Raw genomic sequence first — 22,108 nt, 5'->3', positions numbered from 1 at the left:
TCCCGGTCCGCGGAAGGGCCGGAGGTCGGCGGTTTGGTCGAAGCGGCCCCACCGATCAGCGGTCCCGGTCCGAGGAAGGGCCGGAGGTCGGCGGTTTAGCCGAAGCGACCGCTGATATAGTCCTCGGTCCTCTGGTCGGACGGCTTGCTGAAGATCGTGGCGGTCTCGTCGAACTCCACCAGGCTGCCGTAGCGGTCGCCCGCGTCGTCCACACCGGCGGTGAAGAAGGCCGTGCGGTCGGACACGCGCGCCGCCTGCTGCATGTTGTGCGTGACGATGACGATGGTGTACTCGCTGGCCAGCTCGTACATCAGGTCCTCGATCTTGAGGGTCGCGATGGGGTCGAGCGCCGAGCAGGGCTCGTCCATCAGGATCACCTCGGGGTTGACCGCGATGGTGCGCGCGATGCACAGGCGCTGCTGCTGGCCGCCGGAGAGGGCGAAGGCGCTCTCCTTGAGCTTGTCCTTGACCTCGTCCCACAGGGCGGCCTTGGTCAGCGTCTCCTCGACCAGGTCGTCCATGTTGCCGCGGACGCCGTTGATCTTGGGGCCGTAGGCCACGTTGTCGTAGATCGACTTGGGGAACGGGTTGGGCTTCTGGAAGACCATGCCGATCCGTCGGCGCACCTCGATGGGGTCCACCTCCGAGGCGTACAGGTCCTCGCCGTGGTAGGTGACCTTGCCCTCGATGCGGGCGCCGGGGATGAGGTCGTTCATGCGGTTCAGGGTCCGCAGCACGGTGCTCTTGCCGCAGCCGGACGGCCCGATCATCGCGGTGATCTGACGGGGGCCCACCTTCAGGTCCACGTCCCGCACGGCCTTGTTGGAGCCGTAGTAGATGGAGAGCCCGGAGACGTCGAAGACGGGGTCGCCCAGGTCGGGAACCTCGCGGTTGTACCGGACGGTGTCGGGGGCGACGCCGCGACCGGTCTCGGTGCCGCGAGTGGAGGCGGTGTTGCTGACAGACATGAGGCCACTTCCGGGTCGGACTGTGCGTGCGCGGGAGGTGCGCGGCCGGAGCCGCGGAGCGCGGTCGAACCCATGCAAATATGTCCGTATGAAGCAGCGGTGAACGAACCCCGTGGCGAAGGTGAACGTGGGCGGTGAACTCGGAGGCGCGGCGATCGCGAGGCGTTGTCCTCCCGTCACCGAAGGAGGGGCGGACCACCTCTGGAGTGCGGTTCCTCCCGCCCGGGGGGATCGGGCCCCAGGCGGGCCGAAACTCGCCGGACGGGTGGACAGGTGACCGGCCGCAAACCTCTTGATGACTTTTCGGTCTTCCTAATCCCACCTTTTCGGTCCTACCGGGGCGGGGTCCGGTCTCCTGCCGGGACGGGGCGGCGCCCCTCCCGGAGGCCGCCGCCGCGCCCGCCCGGTCGGGCCCCGTCAGGACGCGCGAACGCCCCGGACTCCGCCCTCCGGGAAGGGAGGGGGCGTCCGGGGCGCGCGGAACCGGTTCTCGCCGCTCCGGGAAGTACTACTCCGGGGAGCCGCCCTGCTCGGCGATCTTCTCCCGCACCTCGTCCATGTCCAGCTCCTTGGCCTGCGTGATGAGGCTCTCCAGGGCCTCGGAGGGCAGGGCCCCGGGCTCGTTGTAGATGACGGTGCGCTCGCGCACGATCATCAGGGTCGGGATGGACTGGATCTTGAACTCGAAGGCGAGTTCGCGCTGCGCCTCGGTGTCCACCTTGGCGTGGACGATGTCGGTGTGCTTCTCCGAGGAGGTCTCGAACACCGGGGCGAACTGCCGGCAGGGACCGCACCAGTCCGCCCAGAAGTCGATGAGGACGAAGTCGTTGTCCTTCAGCGTCTCCGCGAAGTTGTCCTTGGTGAGCTCGACCGTGGGCACGTGGTCTCCTGTATCTGTTCGTTGGTTGGTGTCGACCGTCGGCCAACCGCCATCTCTCAGTGCTACAGCGGTCGTGCCCGTTCGTTTGTTCCGCATGCCTGCCTCGGCCGGTGAACCACCCCTCACCCCGGCTGTTTTACGCCATAACACGCCTTACATACCTGTTTGGGAGGAAAGAGAGACGACGGCTAGTGTCGACTGGAGGGACGCGGGCCCCACGGGGCGGGCTCGGCCCGGTTCGGGGGCGAACCCGGTATCGCCCCTGTTGAAAGGGGGTACGGGATGGGTTCCGAAGCCTCTCCGCGGGATGCGGAGGGCCCTTCCGTGGACTACCGGTTCACCCTCGCCAACGAGCGGACCTTCCTCGCCTGGGTGCGCACCGCGCTGGCCCTGCTCGCCGGCGCCGTCGCCGTCCTGCACCTGCTCCCGCTGGGCTGGGCGGAGGGGCCGCGCACCGCGGTCGGCCTGCTGCTGGCGGTGCTGGCCGGGGTCATCACCGTCTACGCCCCGCTGCGCTGGTACCGCGTGCAGCGGCTCATGAGCCGCGGCGCGGCCCTGAAACTGAGCGCTCTCCCCCTCGTCACCGCCCTGGCGGTGGGGCTGGTGTGCGCCCTGGTCCTGCTGGGCCACCTCCTGTGAGCACTCCCGTCGAACGCGACCCCGGCATGCAACCGGAGCGCACCCTGATGTCCTGGCACCGCACGATCGCCCTGCTGGTCGTGGTGGGACTGCTGTTCCTGCGCGGCTCCCTGGCTCCCGGCGACGACACCTTCCCGCAGGCTCCGCCCGAGGTGCGCGTGGCCACCGCGGTCGGACTGCTGCTCCTGGCGGGGGTGCTGGCCGCGCACGTGTGGCTGCGGTGGCGGGCCGGCGGGCACGGCGCGCCCGCTCCGGGAACCGGTCGGCCCCCGCCGTCCGTGGCGGGACCGTGGGCGATGCTGCTCCTGTGCGCGGGCGTGCTCGCCCTGAGCTGCGTCCTGGTGGTGACGGTGCTGCTGGCACCCTGAGGGCCCGGCCCCCTCGTCGGCGCCGCCCGGAGGCGGACGCACCCGTCCATACCCTCTGCGGGCCCGCGGTCCACCGGCGCCGGTCGCCCTCGTGCGGACATGGGGGAGCACCGGGACACGGTCGGGACGCGCGACCGGCCCGTCGGGTGAAGGGCTGGAGCCGCGGCCCTTCGTCGTCCTGTCTCGTCTCGGTCGGCCGAGGCGGAGAGGGCGCCCCGGACCGGTCCCTTCCGGTTCGGCTACGCCGGCTGCGGTACGGAGCCCACCGCGCGGCGGTGCTCCATGATCGAACGGATGATGTCGTTGAGGTCGCGCTCGGGGCGGTACCCGATCAGCCGTTCGGCCAGCGAGGTGTCCGGGTAGCGGCGCTGCATGTCCTCGTAGCCCTCGCCGTAGGCCTCCTCGTAGTCGACGTAGGTGATCGCGCTCCTCGAACCGGCCAGCTCCACGACGCGGTCGGCCAGGCCCTTGATGGAGACCTCCTCGTGCCCGCCGAGGTTGACGGCCTGGTTGTACGCCTCGGGGGTGTCCATCAGCCGCAGGAGCGCGGGCACCACGTCGAACACCGAGCCGAAGCAGCGGCGCTGCGTCCCCGTCCCGTACACGGTGATGGGCTCGTCCGCCAGCGCCTGTTCCACGAAGCGCGGGACCACCATCCCGTACCGGCCCGTCTGGCGGGGGCCGACCACGTTGAAGAAGCGGGTGATGACGCACGGCACGCCCGACTCGACGCCGTGCACGTAGGCGACGAGTTCGTCCAGCCCCTTCGCCGCGGCGTAGGACCAGCGGCTCTTGGTCGCCGGACCGTAGACGCGGTCGTCGCCCTCCTTCAGCCCGCCGGCGTCGTTCTTGCCGTAGACCTCGCTGGTGGAGGCGACCATGTAGGGCACGCGGTGCGCCACGGCCGCCTCCACCACGTTCTCCGTCCCGTGCAGGTTGATCCGCAGGGAGCGCAGCGGGTTGTCGACGATGTTGTACACGCCCACGGCCGCCGCGAGGTGGAACACGGCGTCCGCCGGGGCGACCAGGGAGTCGACCAGCTCCCGGTCCAGGACGTCCCCCTCCACGAACCGGAACCCGGGCGAGCCCTGCGCCTGGGCCAGGTTCGCCGGGGACCCGGTCGACAGGTCGTCCAGGACGGTGACCTGATGGCCCCGGGCGATCAGGTGGTCGCACAGGTGCGAGCCGATGAAGCCGGCTCCTCCGGTGACTACAGCCTTCATGGTTTCCCCTCCACTCGGTGTTCTCTCTCGCCGCTCCCCGTCGGGGAGCGGCGTGTGTGCGCGGTCGTCGCGGCCGGGCGCACGGTGGGGCCGCGCACGGCACCGCCGACCGCGGTCTCGGGAGCGCTCAGGCCAGGCAGCGCAGCACGTGGAAGCCCTCCCCGAGCGCCACGCCCGCCTGCATGCCCCGCAGGACGGCGAGGCTGCGCAGGGTGGGCTCGGAGCGCGTGTGCGGGTGCTGGTGGGACTGGGAGCCGTACAGCTGCATGCCGTGGAGCTTGTCGACCACCTGCACCTCGTCCAGCTCGACGATGAGGTTGGGCGGGCACAGCGGCTCCGAGCGCCAGTGGTCGGCGGCCTCCTCGTAGGACAGGGCCAGGTGCGGGTGGTGGCGCAGCGCGGTGTTGGACGGGCGCAGGGCGGTGTGCACCGCCTCGGCCACGGCCCGGTGGTCCTGGTTGTAACTGGAGTGGTGCGGTCCGAGCACCACGGTCGGTCGGAGCCGCTCGATGGACAGCGGGCTCTCACGCTCGATCAGCTGGGCGAGGTCCACCCGGGCGACGGAGTCGAGCCTCAGGTGGTACTGGTCGCCGGGCAGGGCCATGTGCCAGTCGTCCCAGCGGAAGTGGTCGGCGACCTTCTTGATCTCCGCGTAGCGCTCCTCCGCCGTGGAGAAGCCCTTGGGAGACATGTCGGCCGTGTCCCCGACGGTGAGGAACTGGACGAAGACCTCGGCACCGGCCGCCTTGGCCTTGCTCATGAGGCCGCCGCAGCCGAGCGTCTCGTCGTCGGGGTGGGGCGCGAACACCAGGATGCGTTCCTGGGACCAGTCCGTCGTCATACCGTTTCCCGTCCTTTGCCTAGAGAGCGATCGGGTTTTTCCCGGGGAGCGGCGCCGCGCCCGGTGGAGCGGCGCTGTGGTGGACCCGTGTCCGGGTCAGCTCTGGGTTCTCGCCTGCCTGAGCACGTGCAGTGCCTCCGGGCCGGTGTTGAGGAGAAGGTCGATCGCCGACAGACGAGGGACGAAGTCGGCCGGGGCGCGCCCGTGCTGCGGGTACACCGGGTGGCGGAAGTCCTGCCACCGGACGCCGATCCCGTAGCGGCGCAGGGTCTCGGGCTCCAGGTAGTCCCGGGCTCCGTCGCCCGAGAGCATGGTGTGCGCGCCGGTCTTGGCGCAGATCTGGGCGAGGAGCTCGCTCTTGCGGCCGGGGAAGTCTCCGATCTCACTGGCCAGCAGCAGCGGCGTGTCGATCCCGAACCACCGCATCAGCATGCGCGTGGTCGCTACGCACAGGTCCGCGAGACCGTCCCACTCCTGTTCGTACAGGTGGGCGATTTCGTCGCGGTAATCCTTCCAGTAGGGCGCTTTGCGGTAACAGTGTTCCGCGAGTGCCTTGTAGTGTCTTGACTTCCATTTCTGACTGTTGTCAACAACCTTGTCCCGTATGAGGTCGTTCCGGCTGCCCTGGACGACCGGAACGGTCAGCAGGACGGGTTTTCCACCGCCGCCGACGTAGTTGCGGTTCTGCCATCCGCGGCGCTCGAACTGGACGTTGTCGAGGATGATGAAACGGTCGGAACGGTCAATTTTATCCAAAAGCCCCAGCCATGGAAGGTAGTGCGGCTGGTGCAGTGCCACGGTGCGTGACGCACCGTCCTGGCTGCTCATGGCGGAGTGACCCCCCGGGCTGGTGCCCTGTGGGGTTCGAGTGGAACCGGATGAGGATGAGGACGGAACGCCGATCACTCCGAGCATTCTCCTTCTCTCCGCTGGTCACTTTCCGCAGACTTTTCCAGAATCTGGACAATATTGGACAAACCACAGACGAGCCGTAGCTACTGCTCACAAATATCCTCTTATGGTTACCATCTTCCGCAAGCCCGTGTATACGATTTGTGTGGCCTACATAGGACGCGAACCCGGGTGAACCTCTCGGTGTCGTAGGGCGTCAAGATAACACCGACTTTGCGGGTTAATGTCGGTCCGAAACCGAGAACTTCGGAGGGTCCTAGCGCTGTGCGTACCGCACGTTTCATAGGCGGCCTGCTGATCGGGCTCATCGCCCTAGCCCTGGCCGCGGCACTCTTTGTCTACTGGTTCGGCTACGCGACGGACGTGGCCGAGGCCTCCGGTCTCGGCGCCCTGGGTTACGTGTTCCTGTGGTTGGCCTTCGGCGCCAACCTGCTGCTGTGGACCGTCGTCGGACTCGTGCGCCTGGGTGAGGACTCGGTGCGCGCCGTGCTCGGATCGCCGCGCGCCGGACACCGCGGCGCCGTCGGGGGCGGGGCCCGCGAACGCGTCCTGGTGGGCGCGGGCGGTTCCGGCGGCACCGCGCTCGCCGAGCGGGGCGGCGACGCCTCCGAGGCGGGCGCCTCGGCCGCCGTGGCGGCCCGGGCGGCGGATCCCGGGCGGGAGGTGTCCCTGGCCGTCATCATCCCGGCGCACAACGAGGAACCCGTCATCGGCGGCGCCATCGCCTCCGCGACGGGGCTGTTCGACCGCTGGGACGTCTACGTGGTCTCGGACTCGTCGAGGGACTCCACCGCCCAGATCGCGGCCAAGACCGGCGTGAACGTCCTCGAACTCCTCACCAACCGCGGCAAGGCCGGGGCCATCGAGGCGGTCATCGAGGAGTTCTCGCTGACCGACAACTACGACGGCGTCCTCATCCTGGACGCCGACACCGAGCTCGACCCCGGGTACGTGGAGGGCGCCCGGCGGCAGCTGGCCGACCCGTCGGTGGCGGCGGTCGCGGGCTTCGTCGTCTCGGAGTGGAAGCCGAAGGAGCGCGGCTTCGTCGGCCGGATGATCTCGGCCTACCGGGACCGCCTGTACTTCATGCTCCAGTACCTCATGCGCTTCGGGCAGACCTGGCGGCACGCCAACACGGCCTTCATCGTGCCGGGCTTCGCCAGCGTCTACCGCAGCGAGGCGCTCAGGGAGATCGACGTCAACCCCAAGGGGCTGGTGATCGAGGACTTCAACATGACCTTCGAGGTGCACCACAAGCGCCTCGGCCGGGTCTCGATGAACCCCGACACCAAGGCCTACAGCCAGGACCCGTTCACCTTCCGGGACTACTACAAGCAGGTCACCAGGTGGACGCTGGGCTTCTGGCAGACCGTCCGGCGCCACCGGGTGTGGCCGAGCCTGTTCTGGGCCTGCCTGGCGCTGTACATCCTGGAGGTCGTCCTGGTCTCCGCTGTGCTGTTGGTCACCACCGTCGTCGGCCTGTTCGTCCTGGCGGGGACGCTGGGCGGCGAGTTCTTCCTGGACCTGCCTTTCGCCGGGGAGGCCTTCACGGCGGTGACGGCCTTCCTGCCGCTGCTGGCGATCGCCGTCGGCCTGTTCATCCCGGACTACATGCTCACCTGCCTGATGGCGGCCATCCGGCGGCGGCCGTCCTACCTGCTCTACGGCCTGCTCTTCCTCCCGATCCGGCTCGTGGACGCCTACCTCGCGCTGCGGATGATCCCCAAGGCTTGGACCACCGAGTCCGACGGCCGGTGGAGCAGCCCGGACCGCGTCCCGGGCAGGTGACCCGACCTGCGGTGATGTGAGATCGTCCGGCCCCGGGTACCCCGGGCGCCCGGGGTGCCGGACAGCGTTTAGGCTGATTTCCGCCCGCCCGCGGACCTGTCCTGCCGGAGCGGGGACGCAGTCGTCTGAGGGGGATCAGCCGTGGACAAGAGGCGCGTGTCGTTCGCGTTGTACCGGGTGCTCGCGTACGTGACCGGAGTCTTCCTGCTGGGCCTGACCTTCGTGGCCATGCCCGCCAAGTACCTGGTCGGGGAGACCGCGCGGTTCTCCCTGGTGGCCGCGCCGCAGGGCCTGGAGCACTGGTTCGGCCCCGAGTCGCCGCTCATGCTCTACATCGCGATGCCGCACGGCTACATCTACATGGCCTACGTCTTCGTGGTCCTGTGGGTGGCCCTGGACCGCCGCTGGAGCGCCTCCCGCACGCTGGGGGTGGCGCTCGCGGGCACCATCCCCGTGCTCGGCTTCGTGGTCGAGCACCGGATCGTGCGCTCGGAGCAGGCCAAGGACCGCGAGGCCGGACGGCCTCAGGAGCCCGCGACCGCGGGCTGATCCTCCCGGGAGCCGCTCTCGCGCAGCTCCCGGCGCATCAGCAGGACCCAGAAGACCACGGCGGAGACGCCGAACATCGCCCACTGCACGGTGTAGCTGAGGCTGCGCCAGTTGACGGTGAACCCGGTGGGCGGTTCGGGCGGCGGCGCCGGGACGAGCGAGGCTGTGGCCGGGTCCGTCTCGGGCAGGGTGACGTAGCCCTCGTAGAGCGGGTGGTCCCACTCGTTGACGAGCACGGACGCGGCGATGCGCTCGACCTGGCCCTCGGAGACGTCCACCGGCACGACCCCCTCCGAGCCCGCCGGAGGCAGCAGCCAGCCGGTGACCGTGACCTCGCCCCCCGGCGCGGGCGGGATGTCCTGGCCCTCCTCGGCCCAGCCCCGGTTGACGGTGACGGCGGCGCCGTCGTCGGTGACCAGGGGCACGATGACGTCGTAGCCGAGCACGCCGTCCACGACGCGCGGCACCAGCAGCTGGGCGTCCGCGTCGTAGCTGCCGCTGGCCTCCACCGCGCTGTTGGCGAAGGAGTCCGGGTGCATGTACTGGCCCGGTTCGAGCAGGTCCGAGACGGGCACGGCACCGGCCAGGTCCTCGACCGGGTTGGTGATGACCTCGCGGTCGGGCTCGAAGGCGCGGACGAACTGCCAGGCGGTACCGGCGACGCAGACGACGCCGATCAGCAAGGCGAGCAGGTGGATGCCGAGCCACCGTGGGCTGAGGAGCGGTGATCTCACCAGACCAGGCTAAGCGCGGTCCCCGAGCGCCCCGTCATGACCCCGGTTTGACGCTACGCACGCACGCTTGGCCCGCCATCTGCCGAGGAATGACGATCACTTTAAGTAGTTCATCGTGACTCAGGGTTGTTCTTCGAGGTTGGGGTGGGTAGTGTCTCCATCAACGCGGAACGACCGGGTCGTTTCCGCGGCAGGCCTTCAAGGCCGCGACTCCAGGGGGGAGGAGTCGCCGGCCGCTTCCCAGCGCGAGGGTCGCTTCCGTACTTTGAGGGGGGATGCGGAAGCGACCCTCGCCACCTCGTAACCGGGGGCGTTCCCACTGGTCAGTGGGGGCGCCCCCCGCCGTTTCCGGGTCAGGGCGGATCCCCGGCTCCAACCTGATCGGCCCGCTGCCTCCAGGCGGCGTAAGCGGTCATAACCACGCACGTCATCGTGGCGGGTCGGCGGAGCGGGTATGCGGGTCAGCCCATGCTCTTCTGGCCGTCCAGGGCCTCGCGCAGGATGTCGGCGTGCCCGCAGTGCTGCGCGGTCTCACGGATGATGTGCAGCAGCACGTCGCGGGCGGACCAGGAGGCGCCCTCGGGGAACCACGGCGCGTCCGGGAGCCGGTGGCTGACCTCCAGGTCCGGCAGGCCGTCGACGAACTCCTCGGTCTCCCGCGCGGCCAGCGCGTAGTCCGCCAGGACGCCGTCGAGGGTCTCGCCCCCCAGCAACCGGAAGCTGTCGGCCTGCTCCTCCCAGGTGGCCGGGTCCTCGTAGTCCACCTTCGGGTGGACCGCTCCCTCACGGACGAACCGGATCCAGTCGCGCTCGGCCCGGGTCACGTGCTTGACCAGTCCGCCGAGGGTCAGTTCGCTCACCGTGGTGCGCCGGGCGGCCTGTTCGTCGTCCAGGCCCCGGACCGTGAGGCGCAGGAAGCCGCGCTGGTCCTCCAGGGACCGCAGGAGGCTCGCGCGCTCCACGTCCACCGTGCTCGTCGCCGTCGTGACCACCATGACCACCGCTTTCTCGCCCTGTCCGACTCGGTACACGAGGACTCTAGGAAGCGTGGAGGTCAGTTACGGTCCTCCACTGGACGGAAAACGGGAGAAAGGGTGCGGCCCCGAACGGGGCTCTGCCGATAACCTGGCGTTCTGGCGACTCGGAGGTTCCATGACCTTGATTCCGCTCCAGCACCGGCTCGACGGTCCCCGGCACGCGCCCGTCGTACTGCTCGTGCCGCCCTTCGGCACCACGATGTCGGTCTGGGAACCGCAGCTGCCCGAACTCACCCGCGACCACCGGGTCCTGCGGGTCGACCACCGGGGGCACGGCTCCTCTCCGGCCCCGGAGGGCCCCTACACCGTCGAGGAACTCGCCCTGGACCTGCTCGGCGTCCTGGAGGCCCGGGGGCTGACCCGGGTCCACGCGGTGGGTGCGGGACTCAGCGGGGCGCTGCTGGTGTGGATCGCGGCCAACTCACCGCGCACCCTGGAACGCCTCGTGCTGCTGGCCGCGGCGCCCCGCACCCCGCGGACGCACCGGTGGGACCTCCTGGCCTCCCGGGTGCGCTCGTCGGGCCTGGAGTCGGTGACCGCGGACGTGGTGCGGCCCTGGTTCACCCCGGACATGGTTGAGGAGCGGCCGCGGGTCGTGGCCCGGCTGGCCGAGGAGTTCGGCGGGCTCGACCCGGAGGGCTTCGCCTCGGTGTGCGACGCCGTGGCCGGGATGGACCAGCGCCACCTGGTGGCCTCCGTGCGGGTGCCGACCCTGGTGGTGTCGGCCGCCCACGACCCGATGCTGCCGCCCGGCCACGGCCGCAGGCTGGCGGACGGGATCCCCGACGCCCGGTTCGAGGTCGTCTCCGGCGCCGCGCACCTGCTCGGGGTCGAGCGCGCGGACCGGGTGAACGAGCTGCTGGTGGAGCACCTGTCCGGTTGAGGAGGACCCGCCCCGGGAGACGGGATCAGACCTCCGCCACGGGGATCAGCGGACTGTTGATCTCCAGCAGGTAGCCGTCGGGGTCGCGGAAGTGCGCCGCGCGGATGCCCCACGCGGTCCAGTCGCGCGGCTCCATCACCTGGCGGGCGCCGTCCGAGACCAGTCTGGCGGCCGTGGTGTCGACGTCGTCCACCTCGAAGATCACCGCGAACCGGTCCTGGTTCGGCAGCGCCGGGTCGGCCGTGTCGGTCTCCAGGGCCTCCGCCATCACCTCACGCTGGTTGATGGCCAGCCGCGTCCCCGACTCGACGTCGAACTCCGCGTAGCGGCTGCCCTCGTCCCCGCGCAGCACGGGGAGCTTGAGCACCTCGGAGTAGAAGCGGAAGCAGGCCTCGTAGTCGTTGACGAGGAGCCTGATGTAGCTGCAACGCATGGGGTCTCCTGCCGTTCGGCGTCGTTCTCAGCACCATTGTCCCGTTCCGGGAGCCGCGTGGGGGGTTGTCCACACCCGTTTTTCCTCTTCCCCGGCACCGTGTTCGAAACGCGTTCTCCGCGTGGCGGCCCGGCTCCCCGCTCGGGGGCGGTCCACCGCTTCCCGTGGTCCGCCTTCGGCGCCGACCCGTATCCCCTGTTATCCAGGACGTAGTACATGTACTATCAATGGCAGTAGGAGGATGACGGAACGGAGAACCGGTGTGATGAGTACGGATGCCCGGTCGGGCGCCGAGGCGGTCCGGGAGGGGGCGGTGCGGAGTGTCCGCTGAGAGCGGCGGGGCGACCGGCCGCCGTGTCAGGGCCGCGGCCGGGGGCGGCGAGGCCGTCTACAACCGGATCGCGATGCTGCGGGCGGAGCGCGGCGTCTCCCGCCGCCAGTTGGCCGAGGCGCTGGGCGTGCACTACCAGACGGTCGGCTACCTGGAGCGGGGCGAGTACAGCCCCAGCCTCCACCTAGCCCTGCGTATCGCCCGCTACTTCGAGGTTCCGGTGGAGGTCGTCTTCTCCACCGAGCCCTTCCCCCGCATCGGCCAGTGACCGACCCGCACTAGCAAGAGGAGAGATGCCATGTCCTTCTTCGACGACGTCTTCGTACTGCCCTACCCCCACCGGCTCCGGGCCTCCCGGACGAGGCGCCGCTGTTACGTGGTGCTGCACGTGCTCATCACCCTCGCCGTCGCGGTGCTCACGTGGGCCGCCACCCAGCCGGACCCCGGCCCGGTGAGGGCGGCTGTCCAGGCGATCGGGGTGGCGGGCCTCCTAGGAGCGTGGTTCACGGTCCACGCGCGGCTCGGCCAGGCCACGGACCTGATGGTCGGTTACCGAGGGCTGGACGAGCGCCAGCGCACCGAACTGGACCGGGCAACCCGGATCGGGCACAACGCGACGTCGGTGTTCATACTCATCGTGTTCTTCGCGGGGACCATCGGGGGTTTCCTCTCCGCGTCCCTCACCAGCGAGCTGGCCCTGCCCGTGCTGTGGATGATCTACATGGTGCACGCCTCGACCCCCCTCCTGCTCCTGGCCTGGACACGGCCGAACGAGGTCCCCGACGACGAGGACGCGTGACGGTGCGGGGGCCGTCCTGGGCGGTGCGGCCGCGCTCCGGGCCTCAGAGGATGTCCGGGCCCGCCCAGCCGTAGGCGTCGCGCTCGCGGACCCGGGCCAGCTCGTCCTCGGACAGCACACGGGGCTCGCCGAGCTGGCGGGCCCTCAGGTACGCGCCGCTGAGCCAGTCGAGCAGCCGCAGGTTCTCCAGCGCGTGCCCCAGGTCGCGGCCCAGGGCGAGGCCGCCGTGGTCGGCGAGCAGCGCGGCGTCGCGGCCCTTGAGCGCCTTGACGGCGTGGTCGGCGATCTCGCCGGTGCCGTAGGTGGTGTACGGGGTGACGGCGACCGCCCCGCCCAGACCGGCGGCGCGGTGGTGGATGGCGGGCAGCTCGGCCAGGACCGAGGACACCGCGACGGTGTCGGCCGTGAACGCGTTGACCACGGCGGTGACGTCGCGGTCGTGCTCGGCGGACAGGCGGTGCACGGCCATGTGCAGGGTGGCCTCGGCGGCTGGGTCGCGCCTTCCCTCCAGCACGCGGTCGTCGAGCGACATCACCGGGCAGTCGGCGGGCTGGATCTGGTCGAGGCGGACGCCGTGGGGCGTGACGACCACCAGGTCGCCGCTGCGGACGCTGACGGTCCCCGACTCGCCGGGCGCGGTGCCCGGGTCCGCGGCCAGGGCGCGGGCGGTCAGACACACGTCGCGGCGTTCCTGTTCGAGCAGCATGCCTTCCTCAAGGGGTGCGCGGTGGGCGCGGTCCGTGCCGCGGGGGCTCGGGAGTCCGGACGAACCCGCTTAGGTTTGCCTCAACTAAGGGCACACCTCAATGTACGTCAAACTCTCGTCCCCGTCTTCCCCAGGCGCGGGTGTTCCGCCGCTCCCCCGATCGCCGCCCCGAGTAGTTGTTGGCCCGGGTGCGACGCGGGCCGGACCTCGGGCGACCCCGCCGGGCCGGGTCGCTCGCGCGGATCGGCCCTGTTTCCAGGGCGGACATGGCGGAAGAGTCGGATGAGACGAGGCTGTTTGTGACTAACGATCCGGGGCAAACCGGACCCGTGAACGAGCTCTACGTAACCCTTCCGTCCGTGCCGTACCTGGCGGAACCGGGGTCGGCGACGGCCACCAGCCTCTACATCGACGGCCGGTGGCGGGCGGCCGGCAACGGCCGGGTGCGGGAGATCCTGAACCCCGCCGACGCCTCCGTCCTGACCATCGTCAGCGAGGGCGGAAGGGCCGACTCCGAGGAGGCCATCGCCGCGGCCCGCCGCGCCTTCGACGGCGGGGAGTGGCCCCGCACCCCCGCAGGGGAGCGCGGACGCGTCCTCGACCGCATCGCCGACCTGCTCCAGCGCGACCGCGAGGAGATCGCGGTCATGGAGTCCCTCGACACCGGCAAGACCATCGAGGAGGGCGGGATCGACGTCGACGACGTCACCGGCGTCTTCCGCTACTACGCCGGTCTCGCCGACAAGGACGCGGGCCGCCTGGTCTCCGCGCCCGAGGGCGTGCACAGCAAGGTGGTCTACGAGCCCGTCGGCGTCTGCGGCATGATCACGCCCTGGAACTACCCGCTGCTCCAGCTCGCCTGGAAGATGGCCCCGGCCCTGGCCGCGGGCAACACCATGGTGGTCAAGCCCAGCGAGATCACACCGGTCACCACCGCCAAGCTGGTCGAGCTCACCACCGAGGCGGGCGTCCCGGCGGGCGTGGTCAACCTGGTCACGGGCAGCGGGCCCGACGCGGGCGCCCCGCTGTCCGAGCACCCCGACGTGGACCTGGTCTCCTTCACCGGCGGTCTGGCCACCGGCAGGCGGATCATGGCGGCGGCCTCCGAGACGGTCAAGAAGGTCGCCCTGGAACTCGGCGGCAAGAACCCCAACATCATCTTCCCGGACGTGGACCTGGACACCGCCGTGGACTACGCGCTCAGCGCCGCGTTCTTCCACTCCGGACAGGTCTGCTCGGCCGGGGCCCGCCTCATCGTGCACAACGACGTCCACGACGCCTTCACCACCGAACTCGCCCGCCGCGCCGAGGCCATCCGCATCGGCCGCGGCCAGGACGAGGGCGTGCGCTGCGGCCCGCTGGTGTCGGCCGAGCACCGCGCCAAGGTGGAGGCCGCGGTCGCGCGCGGAGTCGAGGAGGGTGCCCGGATCATCGCCGGGGGCGGGCGGCCCGACGACCCGGACCTCGCGCAGGGCTACTTCTACCGGCCCACCGTGTTCGTGGACTGCGACCGCGCCATGGACATCGTCCAGACCGAGGTGTTCGGCCCGGTCGTGACCGTGGAGCGCTTCGAGACCGAGCAGCAGGCCGTCGAGCTGGGCAACGACACCGACTACGGCCTCTCCGGCGGCGTGTGGACCGACGACACCGCCCGCGGGGAGCGTGTCGCCGCGGCCCTGCGCCACGGCACCGTCTGGATCAACGACTACGGCCCCTACTTCCCCGGCGCCGAGTGGGGCGGCTACGGCCGCAGCGGGATCGGCCGCGAACTCGGGCTCGCCGGCCTGGACGAGTACCGCGAGGCCAAGCACGTCTACCGCAACCTGTCCCCCGAACCGCAGCGCTGGTTCGGCTGACGGTGACGAGCGACGAGAGGAACCGGACCGTGGACCCGACCGAGAGCACCTATGACTACGTGATCGTGGGAGGCGGCACCGCGGGTTCGGTGATCGCCAACCGGCTCACCGAGGACCCCGGCACCACCGTGTGCCTGGTCGAGGGCGGTCCCGACGACCGCGGCCTGGAGCACGTCCTGCGCCTGCGCGACTGGCTGAGCGTCCTGGACGGGGAGCTCGACTACGGCTACACCACCGTCGAGCAGCCGCGCGGCAACTCCCACATCCTGCACTCGCGGGCCCGCGTGCTCGGCGGGTGCTCCTCGCACAACACGCTCATCAGCTTCCGGCCGTTCGCCGAGGACCTCGACGACTGGGTCGCGGCGGGCGCCGAGGGCTGGGACAACGCCACCGTGCAGTCCTACGCGGACCGGATCAAGTGCAACATCGTCCCGGTCGCCGAGAAGGACCGCAACACCATGGTCAAGGACTGGGTGGCCTCGGCGGCCGAGGCGGCCGGCGTCCCGGTGGTGGAGGACTTCAACGCCCTGACCTCGCACGGAGGCGGCTTCGCGTGCGGGGCGGGTTTCCTGTCCATCGCCTACGACCCCTACACCGGCCACCGCTCCTCGGCCTCGGTGGCCTACCTCCACCCGATCATGGACGTGCGAGACAACCTCACCGTCATGCTGGAGACCTGGGTGGACCGGCTGCTGTTCGACGGCGACCGCGCCACGGGGGTCAGCGCCACGGCCGCGGACGGCACGCGCACCACCGTCAGCGCCCGCCGCGAGGTGATCCTGTGCGCGGGAGCGGTCGACTCGCCCCGGCTGCTCATGCTCTCGGGGGTCGGCAACGCCGGGGAACTGCGGGAGGTGGGCGTCGAACCCCGCCACGACCTGCCCGGCGTCGGCGAGAACCTGCTCGACCACCCCGAGTCGATCATCATGTGGGAGACCAGCAGGCCGGTCCCGGCGAACACGGTGATGCACTCCGACGCGGGCCTGTTCGTGCGGCGCGACGACTCCGACCCGCGGCCGGACCTGATGTTCCACATCTACCAGGTCCCCTTCGACGACAACACGAAGCGGCTGGGCTACGAGTCCCCGCCCGACGGATACGCGGTCTGCATGACGCCGAACATCCCCCGCGCGCGCTCGCGCGGCAAACTCCGCCTCACCAGCGCTGACCCCCGTGAGAAGCCCGCGCTGGACTTCCGGTACTTCACCGACCCCGAGGGCTACGACGAGAGGACGATCGTGGACGGCCTCAGGATCGCCCGCGAGGTCGCCGCCACCGAGCCGTTCCGGTCCTGGATCGCCCGGGAGGTCGCCCCCGGTCCCGGTGTGCGGAGCGACGAGGAGCTGTCCGAGTACGGCCGCCGCGCCGCCCACACCGTCTACCACCCGGCGGGCACCTGCCGGATGGGCGCCGCGGACGACGACGGCGCCGTGGTCGACCCGCGCCTGCGCGTGCGCGGGCTGCGCGGCCTGCGGGTGGCCGACGCGTCGGTGTTCCCCACGCTGCCGACGCCCAACCCCATGGTCATGGTCCTGGCCCTGGGCGAGCGCGCCGCCGACCTCATCCGCCGGGACGCCCCGGCCGGGGAGGACACGCGGTGAGCACTCCGGCGACCGGGACCACCGGGATCCGGGCGCGGGAGCGCCCGGACGTGTCCCGCTCCGGCCACCGGTCGGCGGCCGTCACGCCGACCCCCGCGGCCTGACCGTCAAGGAGAGGGACGCTCGTGCCTGCGGCGCCTGGACACCCAGTACACGTTCACGCAGGCGGCGACGAAGCCCGCGCCGAGCAGGACGACCAGCCAGACCTGGTCGGTCCACACGTACGCGGCGATCGCGCCGAGCAGCAGTACCAGGGCGCCGAACACGGCCAGCACCGCACGGAAACCCAGGGCGCTCGCCGGACGCTCGTGGCTGCCCAGGGGGCCCTTCAACCTGCCGCGTCGCATGACGTCCGCTCCCTTCCGTCGCCGTACGCTCCCGGCCTCCGGGCACCCCGCGCGTACCGCAGGGGACCCGGTCCACTGTTCCTTCCCGGCCCCCTACCCAATCAGCGGCAACCACGCGGAAAACCTCCTCCGGACGCCGCGCGCGGAGGTGAGCAGACGAGGGGCGGCTGAGACGGCGCTGCGGGGGCGCCCCGAAGGACGCCCCCGCCGCGAACGGTCAGTGTCACACGCCGTCCATCAGGGCGGGCAGGGCCGCCTCGTAGGAGGCGCGCAGGTCGGTCAGCGCGATCTCCACGGCGCCGCCGGGGTGGGTGACCGACAGGGCTTCGCCGCCCACGACGCCGATCTGCTCCACCGGCACGCCGTGCTCGTTGGCCAGCGCCACGAACGCCTCCTCCTCGCCCGGCCGCACCGCGACGACCGCGCGGGCGCCGGACTCGCTGAACAGGGCGGTGAACACGTCCCCGTCCACGGTCACCCGCACGCCCCGGCCGCCGCGCACCGCCGACTCGGCCAGCGCGATCGCCAGGCCGCCGTCGGACAGGTCGTGCGCGGCCTCGGCCAGGCCCCGCTCGGCGGAGGCGGCCAGCACCTCTCCCAGGGCGGCCTCGGCGGCCAGGTCCACCCTCGGCGGCAGCCCGCCCAGGTGGGCGTGGACCGTGTCGGCCCACGCCGAGCCGCCGAACTCCGGCCGGGTCTCGCCCAGCAGGAACACCCGGGCGCCGTCGGTGTCGAACGCCGTCCGCAGCCGGGTGCGCACGTCGTCGATCACGCCGAGCACACCGATCACCGGGGTCGGGTTGATCGCCACGTCGCCGGTCTGGTTGTAGAAGCTAACGTTTCCGCCGGTCACCGGGGTGCCCAGCTGCTGGCAGGCGTCGGCCAGACCGCGGGTGGACTCGGCGAACTGCCACATCACCCCGGGGTCCTCGGGCGAGCCGAAGTTGAGGCAGTTGGTCACCGCCAGCGGGCGCGCGCCCGTCGCGGCGACGTTGCGGTAGGCCTCGGCGTAGGCCAGCTGCGTGCCCGTGTACGGGTCCAGCCGGGTGAAGCGGCCGTTGCCGTCCGTGGACAGGGCCACGCCGCGCTGGGAGTCGTCGGAGACGCGGATCATCCCGGCGTCGTGCGGGGTGGAGACCACCGTGTCGCCGCGCACGTAGCTGTCGTACTGCTGGGTGACCCACGTCGGGTCGCCCACGCCCGGGGCGCCCAGCACGCGCAGCACCTGCTCGCGCAGCTCGGCGTCGTCGGAGGGCCGGGACAGCTTCCCCGCGTCGTCGGCCTGGAGCGCGTCCTGCGAGGCCGGGCGCGCGTACGGGCGCTGGTAGACGGGGCCCTCGTCGGAGGCGGTCCGCGGCGGCATGTCCACCACGGTCTCGCCGTGCCAGGTCATCACCAGGCGGCCGCCGCGCTCGGCCTCCTCGGGGGTCACGTCGGTGACCTCGCCGATCTCGGTGGCCAGGATCTGCCACTTGTCGCAGGTGGCCAGGAACTCGTCCAGCTTCGCGGGCTCGACGATCGCCATCATGCGCTCCTGCGACTCGCTCATGAGGATCTCCTCGGGAGTGAGCCGGTGGTCGCGCAGCGGGACCCGGTCCAGCTGGACGCGCATGCCGCCGGTGCCGCCCGCCGCGAGCTCGGTGGTGGCGCAGGACACGCCCGCCGCCCCCAGGTCCTGGATGCCGACGACCAGGTCCTTCTCGAACAGCTCCAGGCTGCACTCGATGAGCAGCTTCTCCATGAACGGGTCGCCGACCTGCACGCTGGGCCGCTTGGCGTGCGACTCGTCGTCGAAGGTGGCGCTGGCCAGCACCGAGGCGCCGCCGATCCCGTCGGGGCCGGTGGTGGAGCCGAACAGCACCACCTTGTTGCCCGGGCCGGGCGCCTGCGCCAGCTTGATGTCCTCGTGCCGCATCACGCCGATGCACAGCGCGTTGACCAGCGGGTTGCCGATGTACCCGGCGCCGAAGCCGATCTCACCGCCGATGTTGGGCAGCCCCAGGCAGTTGCCGTAGAAGGAGATGCCCGACACCACGCCGGGCAGCACCCGCTTGGTGTCGTCGGCGTCGGCCGGGCCGAACCGCAGCGCGTCCATCACCGCGACGGGGCGGGCGCCCATGGTGAGGATGTCGCGCACGATGCCGCCCACGCCGGTGGCCGCGCCCTGGTGCGGCTCCACGTAGGAGGGGTGGTTGTGCGACTCGATCTTGAACGTGACCGCGCGGCCGTCGCCGACGTCCACCACGCCCGCGTTCTCGCCCATGCCGACGAGCAGGGCGTCGTTCTCGGGCGCCTTCTCCCCGAACTGGCGCAGGTGCACCTTGGACGACTTGTAGGAGCAGTGCTCGCTCCACATGACCGAGTAGATGGCCAGCTCGGCGGAGGTGGGGCGGCGGCCCAGGATCTCGCGTACCCGCTCGTACTCGTCCTTGGCCATGCCCAGTTCGGCGTACGGCTGGGGTGTGTCGGGGTTGTCGTGCGCCACGGCGACGGTGTCGAGACCAGGTGCTTCAGACATGCGTGGTTCCGTTCGGGATGTTCGGGTGGAAGCCGGGCCGTGGCGTCCGACCAACGGCGCGGAAGGTCGGGTCAGGGCGTTTGGGGCCCGCTCGCGTCGCCGAGCATCAGCGTCGCCGGGGAGTCGGGCTCGTCGTGGGCGGAGGTATCGGCCAGCATGTGTTCGCCGTCGCTGAGGAAGACCTGCTCCGCGGGCGCTCCCTGGGGCTCCTGCTCCTCCCAGCCCCGGCCGAGGAGGTGGGAGACCACCGCGTCGACGGTCTCGCGCGAGTCCTCGGTCAGCTCACCGTCCTCGGTCATGACCATGACCAGCCGGACGCACTCGGTGCCCTCGCAGTAGACGTCGGCCTCCGGGTCGGAGACGTAGCTCAGACCGGAGGGCGCCTGGCCGAGCACGTCCGCGTCCGGCGGCGGGTTCTGGGACGGGGCGCCGCCCCGGCCCCCGTCCTGCTGGCCCTGGGGAGGGGGCGGCGAGGCGACGGGCGCCGAGCCGATGGCGTTGAACAGGCCGATGCCCGCGGACACCACCAGTCCGACCACGACCAGCCCCACGAGGACGAACATCGTCCTTCTGGAGCGCAGCAGCCCCATCATCGGCCAACCCTCCAGTTCGGGATGCGGCTCAGGCGTTCACCGGCGAACCGGCGGCCAGGTGGGCGAGGATCGAGGAGAAGAAGCCCAGGCCCTCGTCGGAGGGGCCGGTGAGCGGTTCGACGGCGTGCTCGGGGTGCGGCATGAGGCCGACGACGTTCCCGTGCTCGTTGGTGATCCCGGCGATGTCGCGGCGGGAGCCGTTGGGGTTGCCGCCGACGTAGCGGACCACGACGCGGCCGGTGGCCTCCAGCTCGTCCAGGGTGTGCTCGTCGGCGACGTAGCTGCCCTCACCGCTCTTGAGCACCACCAGGACCTCCTGGCCCTCGGTGTAGGCGCCGGTCCACGCGGTGCCGGTGTTCTCCACGCGCAGCACCTGGTCGCGGTTGACGAACCGCAGCGAGGAGTTGCGGGTCAGGGCTCCGGGCAGCAGGTGGCTCTCGCACAGGATCTGGAAGCCGTTGCAGATGCCCAGGACCGGCAGCGCGCCCGAACGGGCGGCCGGGACCAGCTCCGACATCAGGGGGGCGAACCGGGCGATGGCCCCGCAGCGCAGGTAGTCGCCGTAGGAGAATCCGCCGGGCAGGACCACGGCGTCGACGCCCCTGAGGTCGGCGTCCGCGTGCCATAGCGAGACGGGTTCGGCGCCCGCCAGCGCGACGGCGCGCGCGGCGTCCTTGTCGTCGAGGGAGCCGGGGAAGGTGACGACGCCCACACGGGCTGTCATGAGCACACTCCGAGAGATCGGGTCGAGTCCGTCCCCGCGTGCACGGGGAGAGTGCGGCGAGGGAGACGCCGCTGCCTGGCCCCGTCCCTGGGGACGGTGCGTCCGCACTCCGCAGCGTACCCGCTCACCTGTGGTCGGGTACGACGGTGGAGCCCTTCGGGGGCCCTTCCCTTGGAGGATGCTCCGAACTCCCGTGGTCACCCGCCGCGTTCCGGTGTGGCATTCCACAGGCGGAACCGGCGCTGTGGGCGGGGCCCTGTGTGATGCGTCACGGGGTGGCCCGCACTCGCGGCGGGGCGGCGGACACGCGCGCCGTCGGCGCGGTCTCGGCCCTGGCCGCGGGCCGCCGCGTCCCGGGGCCTGGGGACACGCGGCTCGGCCTGCTCACATCAGGGCGTAGCGCTGGGCCGGCACCTGCTCGGCGGCGCTGCCCTCCGGCGGTCCGTCGCAAGCCGTGAGCCGCTTGCGCAGCAGGACCGTCGTCCTTGGTTCCCCCTCGAAGGCGACCTCGTCCATGAGGTAGCGCATCAACAGAATGCCCCTGCCCGATTCCGCTTCCAGACCGGGGAGGGGCGTGTGGTCGGTGGTGAACCGCTCCGAGAGCGCCACGGGATCGGGCGCTCTCCCGGTATGGGATATCCGCAGTTCACACCATCGCCCGCCCATCTCCGCCTCGACCCTGTAGTCACGGGCCGGTCCGCCGTGGTCGATCGCGTTGGCACAGGCCTCGGAGACGGCCAGGAGGATGTCGTCTACGCAGTCCCGGCACACTCCCGCGCGAACGAGGAGGGTGCCCAGGACGTCACGTGCGACGGCGACCGTGTACGCCTGTCTGGGGAGGGAGATCGAGAAATCGGCGTCCATACGTACACCTCTCGTGCTCCGTTGTCGTGTTCATCCCGGCACGTTAGGAACCTTCCCCGGGGGCGGACGGAGTAAAACGAACGGCCGCGTCCCCGCCGGGGACGCGGCCGTTCTCTCCGGCGCTTCGGGCACGTCGGACACCGTGCGGACGGATTCCCGCGGATTTCTCCGCGGGTTTCCGGCGGCGGCGGATTCCGGGACGGGCGCGGCGTGAGGAGTGCTCCGGATCACACGCGCGGAGGTCAGTCCTCCACGCGCACGCTGTACTCCTCGATGACGGTGTTGGCGAGGAGGGTCTCGGCCAGGCGGCGGACGTCGGCGAGCTTGGCCTCGTCCACCGCGCCCTCCACCTCGACCTCGAAGCGCTTGCCCTGGCGGACCTGCTCGATCCCCTCGAAGCCCAGCCGGGAGCAGGCCCCGGCGATGGCCTGGCCCTGGGGGTCCAGGATCTCGGGCTTGAGCATGACGTCAACAACGACGCGGGCCACAGGGTCCTCCACAAGGAAAAGGGGTG

At 71.1% G+C, this 22,108-nt stretch carries 24 protein-coding genes; 9 read left to right on the top strand and 15 right to left on the bottom strand.

Annotated features, from left to right (window positions below):
• Positions 1–95: 95 nt before the first annotated feature.
• Positions 96–968, bottom strand: a complete 873-nt coding sequence (gene pstB / locus KGD83_RS28080; protein ID WP_249352053.1) for a phosphate ABC transporter ATP-binding protein PstB — start codon at positions 966–968, stop codon at positions 96–98.
• Positions 969–1,476: 508 nt separating this feature from the next.
• Complete coding sequence (gene trxA, locus KGD83_RS28075) at positions 1,477–1,848, bottom strand: thioredoxin (protein ID WP_013156378.1); 372 nt, start codon at positions 1,846–1,848, stop codon at positions 1,477–1,479.
• Positions 1,849–2,130: 282 nt separating this feature from the next.
• On the opposite strand from trxA, the gene KGD83_RS28070 reads away from it, so the two are divergent.
• Entirely contained in the window at positions 2,131–2,487 is a 357-nt protein-coding gene (locus KGD83_RS28070) for a YidH family protein (RefSeq protein WP_212641893.1), read from the top strand.
• Entirely contained in the window at positions 2,484–2,855 is a 372-nt protein-coding gene (locus KGD83_RS28065; protein ID WP_212641892.1) for a DUF202 domain-containing protein, read from the top strand. The genes KGD83_RS28070 and KGD83_RS28065 overlap by 4 nt, the downstream gene beginning before the upstream one ends.
• A gap of 239 nt (positions 2,856–3,094) precedes the next feature.
• On the opposite strand, the gene KGD83_RS28060 is transcribed toward KGD83_RS28065, so the two are convergent.
• The 3 genes from KGD83_RS28060 to KGD83_RS28050 form a co-directional block, all read right to left on the bottom strand.
• Positions 3,095–4,078 carry an NAD-dependent epimerase/dehydratase family protein gene (locus tag KGD83_RS28060; protein ID WP_212641891.1) on the bottom strand — a complete coding sequence of 328 codons (984 nt, stop codon included), beginning with the start codon at positions 4,076–4,078 and terminating at the stop codon, positions 3,095–3,097.
• Positions 4,079–4,205: 127 nt separating this feature from the next.
• Complete coding sequence (locus KGD83_RS28055; protein WP_212641890.1) at positions 4,206–4,919, bottom strand: PIG-L deacetylase family protein; 714 nt, start codon at positions 4,917–4,919, stop codon at positions 4,206–4,208.
• Positions 4,920–5,015: 96 nt separating this feature from the next.
• Positions 5,016–5,747 carry a WbqC family protein gene (locus tag KGD83_RS28050; RefSeq protein WP_212641889.1) on the bottom strand — a complete coding sequence of 244 codons (732 nt, stop codon included), beginning with the start codon at positions 5,745–5,747 and terminating at the stop codon, positions 5,016–5,018.
• Between the two features lie 348 nt (positions 5,748–6,095).
• Here KGD83_RS28050 and KGD83_RS28045 point away from each other — a divergent pair, with 348 nt between their 5' ends.
• Complete coding sequence (locus KGD83_RS28045) at positions 6,096–7,619, top strand: glycosyltransferase family 2 protein (protein WP_212641888.1); 1,524 nt, start codon at positions 6,096–6,098, stop codon at positions 7,617–7,619.
• A 141-nt stretch (positions 7,620–7,760) separates the two neighbouring features.
• Positions 7,761–8,168, top strand: a complete 408-nt coding sequence (locus KGD83_RS28040; protein WP_212641887.1) for a DUF3817 domain-containing protein — start codon at positions 7,761–7,763, stop codon at positions 8,166–8,168.
• Here KGD83_RS28040 and KGD83_RS28035 read toward each other — a convergent pair.
• Both KGD83_RS28035 and KGD83_RS28030 read right to left on the bottom strand, forming a co-directional pair.
• A complete protein-coding gene (locus KGD83_RS28035; protein WP_212641886.1) occupies positions 8,144–8,902 on the bottom strand; it encodes an SURF1 family protein in 759 nt (252 codons plus the stop codon). The two genes, KGD83_RS28040 and KGD83_RS28035, sit on opposite strands and share 25 nt — an antisense overlap.
• Before the next feature lie 461 nt (positions 8,903–9,363).
• Positions 9,364–9,897 (bottom strand): DinB family protein, encoded by a 534-nt coding sequence (locus KGD83_RS28030; protein WP_212644643.1) that lies wholly within the window; start codon positions 9,895–9,897, stop codon positions 9,364–9,366.
• A gap of 157 nt (positions 9,898–10,054) precedes the next feature.
• On the opposite strand from KGD83_RS28030, the gene KGD83_RS28025 reads away from it, so the two are divergent.
• Entirely contained in the window at positions 10,055–10,822 is a 768-nt protein-coding gene (locus KGD83_RS28025) for an alpha/beta fold hydrolase (RefSeq protein ID WP_212641885.1), read from the top strand.
• Between the two features lie 25 nt (positions 10,823–10,847).
• On the opposite strand, the gene KGD83_RS28020 is transcribed toward KGD83_RS28025, so the two are convergent.
• A complete protein-coding gene (locus KGD83_RS28020) occupies positions 10,848–11,255 on the bottom strand; it encodes a VOC family protein (protein WP_017563427.1) in 408 nt (135 codons plus the stop codon).
• Between the two features lie 404 nt (positions 11,256–11,659).
• Between KGD83_RS28020 and KGD83_RS28015 the strand changes: the two genes are divergently transcribed.
• Positions 11,660–11,854, top strand: a complete 195-nt coding sequence (locus tag KGD83_RS28015) for a helix-turn-helix transcriptional regulator (RefSeq protein WP_043705785.1) — start codon at positions 11,660–11,662, stop codon at positions 11,852–11,854.
• A gap of 30 nt (positions 11,855–11,884) precedes the next feature.
• Positions 11,885–12,385: a hypothetical protein gene (locus KGD83_RS28010; protein WP_212641883.1), complete on the top strand. Its 501-nt coding sequence runs from the start codon at positions 11,885–11,887 to the stop codon at positions 12,383–12,385.
• A 43-nt stretch (positions 12,386–12,428) separates the two neighbouring features.
• Here KGD83_RS28010 and KGD83_RS28005 read toward each other — a convergent pair whose 3' ends face one another.
• Positions 12,429–13,091 (bottom strand): class II aldolase/adducin family protein, encoded by a 663-nt coding sequence (locus tag KGD83_RS28005; protein WP_212641882.1) that lies wholly within the window; start codon positions 13,089–13,091, stop codon positions 12,429–12,431.
• 329 nt (positions 13,092–13,420) lie between these two features.
• Here KGD83_RS28005 and KGD83_RS28000 point away from each other — a divergent pair, with 329 nt between their 5' ends.
• Together KGD83_RS28000 and KGD83_RS27995 are read left to right on the top strand one after the other, a co-directional pair.
• The gene (locus KGD83_RS28000) at positions 13,421–14,947 is read left to right on the top strand and encodes an aldehyde dehydrogenase family protein (protein ID WP_212641881.1); all 1,527 of its coding nucleotides are present in this window, start codon (positions 13,421–13,423) and stop codon (positions 14,945–14,947) included.
• Positions 14,948–14,976: 29 nt separating this feature from the next.
• Positions 14,977–16,548 (top strand): GMC family oxidoreductase, encoded by a 1,572-nt coding sequence (locus tag KGD83_RS27995; protein WP_212641880.1) that lies wholly within the window; start codon positions 14,977–14,979, stop codon positions 16,546–16,548.
• Between the two features lie 107 nt (positions 16,549–16,655).
• On the opposite strand, the gene KGD83_RS27990 is transcribed toward KGD83_RS27995, so the two are convergent.
• The 6 genes from KGD83_RS27990 to purS all read right to left on the bottom strand — a co-directional run bounded on the left by KGD83_RS27990 (position 16,656) and on the right by purS (position 22,082).
• Positions 16,656–16,895, bottom strand: coding sequence for a hypothetical protein (locus tag KGD83_RS27990; protein WP_061079651.1), 240 nt, complete (start codon positions 16,893–16,895; stop codon positions 16,656–16,658).
• Between the two features lie 223 nt (positions 16,896–17,118).
• The gene (gene purL / locus KGD83_RS27985) at positions 17,119–19,413 is read right to left on the bottom strand and encodes a phosphoribosylformylglycinamidine synthase subunit PurL (protein ID WP_212641879.1); all 2,295 of its coding nucleotides are present in this window, start codon (positions 19,411–19,413) and stop codon (positions 17,119–17,121) included.
• A 71-nt stretch (positions 19,414–19,484) separates the two neighbouring features.
• Positions 19,485–20,006 (bottom strand): hypothetical protein, encoded by a 522-nt coding sequence (locus tag KGD83_RS27980; protein ID WP_212641878.1) that lies wholly within the window; start codon positions 20,004–20,006, stop codon positions 19,485–19,487.
• 28 nt (positions 20,007–20,034) lie between these two features.
• The gene (gene purQ, locus KGD83_RS27975) at positions 20,035–20,730 is read right to left on the bottom strand and encodes a phosphoribosylformylglycinamidine synthase subunit PurQ (protein ID WP_212641877.1); all 696 of its coding nucleotides are present in this window, start codon (positions 20,728–20,730) and stop codon (positions 20,035–20,037) included.
• 384 nt (positions 20,731–21,114) lie between these two features.
• Positions 21,115–21,594, bottom strand: a complete 480-nt coding sequence (locus tag KGD83_RS27970; RefSeq protein WP_212641876.1) for an ATP-binding protein — start codon at positions 21,592–21,594, stop codon at positions 21,115–21,117.
• Between the two features lie 242 nt (positions 21,595–21,836).
• Positions 21,837–22,082, bottom strand: coding sequence for a phosphoribosylformylglycinamidine synthase subunit PurS (purS, locus tag KGD83_RS27965; protein WP_013156400.1), 246 nt, complete (start codon positions 22,080–22,082; stop codon positions 21,837–21,839).
• Positions 22,083–22,108 lie beyond the last annotated feature (26 nt).

Source organism: Nocardiopsis akebiae, from assembly GCF_018316795.1.
GTDB classification, from domain to species: Bacteria; Actinomycetota; Actinomycetes; order Streptosporangiales; family Streptosporangiaceae; genus Nocardiopsis; species Nocardiopsis dassonvillei.
This window is presented reverse-complemented; position numbering and strand designations above follow the sequence as displayed.

Coding starts and splice junctions, on each gene's coding strand:
- KGD83_RS27970 (WP_212641876.1), bottom strand. CDS start 21,594: ATGGACGCCGATTTCTCGATCTCCCTCCCCAGACAGGCGTACACGGTC.
- KGD83_RS28070 (WP_212641893.1), top strand. CDS start 2,131: ATGGGTTCCGAAGCCTCTCCGCGGGATGCGGAGGGCCCTTCCGTGGAC.
- KGD83_RS28025 (WP_212641885.1), top strand. CDS start 10,055: ATGACCTTGATTCCGCTCCAGCACCGGCTCGACGGTCCCCGGCACGCG.
- KGD83_RS28055 (WP_212641890.1), bottom strand. CDS start 4,919: ATGACGACGGACTGGTCCCAGGAACGCATCCTGGTGTTCGCGCCCCAC.
- KGD83_RS28030 (WP_212644643.1), bottom strand. CDS start 9,897: ATGGTGGTCACGACGGCGACGAGCACGGTGGACGTGGAGCGCGCGAGC.
- KGD83_RS28005 (WP_212641882.1), bottom strand. CDS start 13,091: ATGCTGCTCGAACAGGAACGCCGCGACGTGTGTCTGACCGCCCGCGCC.
- pstB (WP_249352053.1), bottom strand. CDS start 968: ATGTCTGTCAGCAACACCGCCTCCACTCGCGGCACCGAGACCGGTCGC.
- KGD83_RS28060 (WP_212641891.1), bottom strand. CDS start 4,078: ATGAAGGCTGTAGTCACCGGAGGAGCCGGCTTCATCGGCTCGCACCTG.
- KGD83_RS27980 (WP_212641878.1), bottom strand. CDS start 20,006: ATGATGGGGCTGCTGCGCTCCAGAAGGACGATGTTCGTCCTCGTGGGG.
- KGD83_RS28050 (WP_212641889.1), bottom strand. CDS start 5,747: ATGAGCAGCCAGGACGGTGCGTCACGCACCGTGGCACTGCACCAGCCG.
- purQ (WP_212641877.1), bottom strand. CDS start 20,730: ATGACAGCCCGTGTGGGCGTCGTCACCTTCCCCGGCTCCCTCGACGAC.
- purL (WP_212641879.1), bottom strand. CDS start 19,413: ATGTCTGAAGCACCTGGTCTCGACACCGTCGCCGTGGCGCACGACAAC.
- KGD83_RS27990 (WP_061079651.1), bottom strand. CDS start 16,895: ATGCGACGCGGCAGGTTGAAGGGCCCCCTGGGCAGCCACGAGCGTCCG.
- KGD83_RS28010 (WP_212641883.1), top strand. CDS start 11,885: ATGTCCTTCTTCGACGACGTCTTCGTACTGCCCTACCCCCACCGGCTC.
- KGD83_RS28020 (WP_017563427.1), bottom strand. CDS start 11,255: ATGCGTTGCAGCTACATCAGGCTCCTCGTCAACGACTACGAGGCCTGC.
- KGD83_RS28015 (WP_043705785.1), top strand. CDS start 11,660: ATGCTGCGGGCGGAGCGCGGCGTCTCCCGCCGCCAGTTGGCCGAGGCG.